Origin of the sequence: Streptomyces alkaliphilus, assembly GCF_014141535.1 — a bacterium.
In the GTDB taxonomy this organism is placed as follows: Bacteria; Actinomycetota; Actinomycetes; order Streptomycetales; family Streptomycetaceae; genus Streptomyces; species Streptomyces alkaliphilus.
Map to the genome: position 1 here is coordinate 1 of NZ_VKHT01000976.1, position 1,863 is coordinate 1,863.

Annotated in this window: 3 protein-coding genes; 2 read left to right on the forward strand and 1 reads right to left on the reverse strand. The window is 68.5% G+C overall.

Annotated elements, in window-relative coordinates; genetic code table 11:
- On the reverse strand, positions 1 to 223 hold a 223-nt coding region (locus FNQ90_RS21650), incomplete at its 3' end, for an ATP-binding protein (RefSeq protein WP_182607893.1).
- Between the two features lie 211 nt (positions 224 to 434).
- Between FNQ90_RS21650 and FNQ90_RS21655 the strand changes: the two genes are divergently transcribed.
- Together FNQ90_RS21655 and FNQ90_RS21660 are read left to right on the forward strand one after the other, a co-directional pair.
- Entirely contained in the window at positions 435 to 1,400 is a 966-nt protein-coding gene (locus FNQ90_RS21655; RefSeq protein WP_182607894.1) for a helix-turn-helix domain-containing protein, read from the forward strand.
- Positions 1,397 to 1,723 (forward strand): DUF397 domain-containing protein, encoded by a 327-nt coding sequence (locus tag FNQ90_RS21660; protein WP_182607895.1) that lies wholly within the window; start codon positions 1,397 to 1,399, stop codon positions 1,721 to 1,723. Before FNQ90_RS21655 ends, FNQ90_RS21660 begins: the two co-directional genes overlap by 4 nt.
- Positions 1,724 to 1,863 lie beyond the last annotated feature (140 nt).

Here is a 1,863-nt window from a genome sequence, read left to right on the forward strand (position 1 = left end):
GGGCGGACCCGGGGGCGGGGAGCCGGTCCCCCGCCGCGTCATCGACCTCCACCCGCAGCGGCCCGCGCCGGCCGGGCAGTTCCAGCCGGAGGTGGAAGTCACCACCGGGGGTCCCGGCCCCGCCGTGCACCACGGCGTTGGTGGCCAACTCGGTCACCACGAGGGCGGCGTTCTCCGAGAGCGGGTTGCTCGGCGGGAAGCCCCACAGGTCGAGTTGACGCACCGTGAGGCTCCGGGCAAGGCAAACGCCCCGTGCGGTGGAACCGATCCGTCGCGCGACACGGCGATCCGTACCGGTAAGGGTGAGGTTGTCGTCCACGGTCTTGAGTCTGGCCCCGCGAGGACTACCGTGGCGAAGCGGGCGACCCGTACGGATCGTGGTTGTCCGACTCCACAGGGTCGCAAGTCATCGGGGTGCGGGGGAGATCACCACCATGCACGAGAAGCACACACGCGAGGACCACCACGAGGGAGCCGTCGAAGCCGGCGACGACGGCCGGTCCGGCGGAACGACCACCATCGACCGATCCGTTCCCCACCCGACCCGGGACGTGGAACTACCCGAGGACCAGGACAGCGCACAGGACTTCCTGCGCGCCCTGGGGAAGTTGTTCAAGCGGGCCCGCGAACGGGCGGGCCTCACCCAGCAGGAGGCCGCCGAGCGCCTCAACTTCGGGGTGGACCTGATCTCCGCCATCGAGCGCGCCCGTCGCATCCCGCAGGAGGAGTTGCTCCACGCGGCGGACGACCTCTTCGGGGCGGACGGGATGCTGACCACCGTCATCCCGGACCTGCGCGAGGCCAAGAAGAAGGTCCGCACCCGCCACCCCGCCTGGTTCCGACTCTTCGCGAGCCTGGAGGCCCAGTGCGTGGAGATCCACGAGTACAGCACCATGGTGATCCCCGGCCTCCTCCAGACCGAGGACTACGCACGAGCGCTTTTCCGGGCGCGGAGGCCGAGGTTGGATGAAGAAACGGTCCAGAATCGGGTCGCTGCCCGGCTTGCCCGACAGACGCTTCTGACCACACCCGACAAGTGGCCACCACCCCTCACCACCTTCGTCATCGAAGAGCCCGTTCTTCACCGCATGTTGGGCGGAAGGGACGTGCGACAGAACCAGTTGCGCGGATTGCTGACAGCGGCCCGGCTTCCCGAGTGCGAGATTCAGGTTCTGCCGCTGAACTGCGAGGATCACGCCGGCCTCGCGGGCCCGTTCACTCTTCTCACGCCAAAGGGTAGGCCACCCGTGGTGTATGCGGAGTGCCACGGCCGTAATCAACTCATCACCGACTCGGAGCAGGTACGCCTGATGGCGGCCCGCTATGGGAGTATCCGGGCACAAGCGCTCACTCCTCGTGAGTCCATGACCCTGCTCGAAGAACTCCTGGAGGATCGATGAGCAACAAGCAGGCCACTCCCTCCTCCGAACTGGTCTGGTTCGTCAGCAGTTACAGCGACAACGAAGGTGGCCAATGCGTCGAAGTCGCTCTTAACTGGCGTGCACCCAGCCACAGCGGCAATGAGGGTGGCCAGTGCGTCGAGGTGGCTCTCCCGTGGCACACCTCCAGCCACAGCGACAACGAGGGCGGGGATTGCGTGGAGGTCGCGGAGTGCCCCGGGACCGTGCATGTGCGGGACTCCAAGCACCGGGGTGGGGGGCGGTTGGGGTTGCGGTCCACCGCGTGGTCGGCCTTCCTCGGGTACGTCGCGCCCCGCCCCTGACTCCCCGCCGCAGCGGTTCGGCCACCGACTCGGACGCGGGTCGGCCGGCCACTCCCCCACCGGTGTCCGGTCGGCACCCCTCCCCCTCACCTCCGGGGGAGCCGATGGGGTGTCATCCGCTCACCCGGACGCGGGCACCT

Excerpts from the sequence above, each read along its gene's own strand:
- FNQ90_RS21655 (WP_182607894.1), top strand. The coding sequence starts at position 435 with ATGCACGAGAAGCACACACGCGAGGACCACCACGAGGGAGCCGTCGAA.
- FNQ90_RS21660 (WP_182607895.1), top strand. The coding sequence starts at position 1,397 with ATGAGCAACAAGCAGGCCACTCCCTCCTCCGAACTGGTCTGGTTCGTC.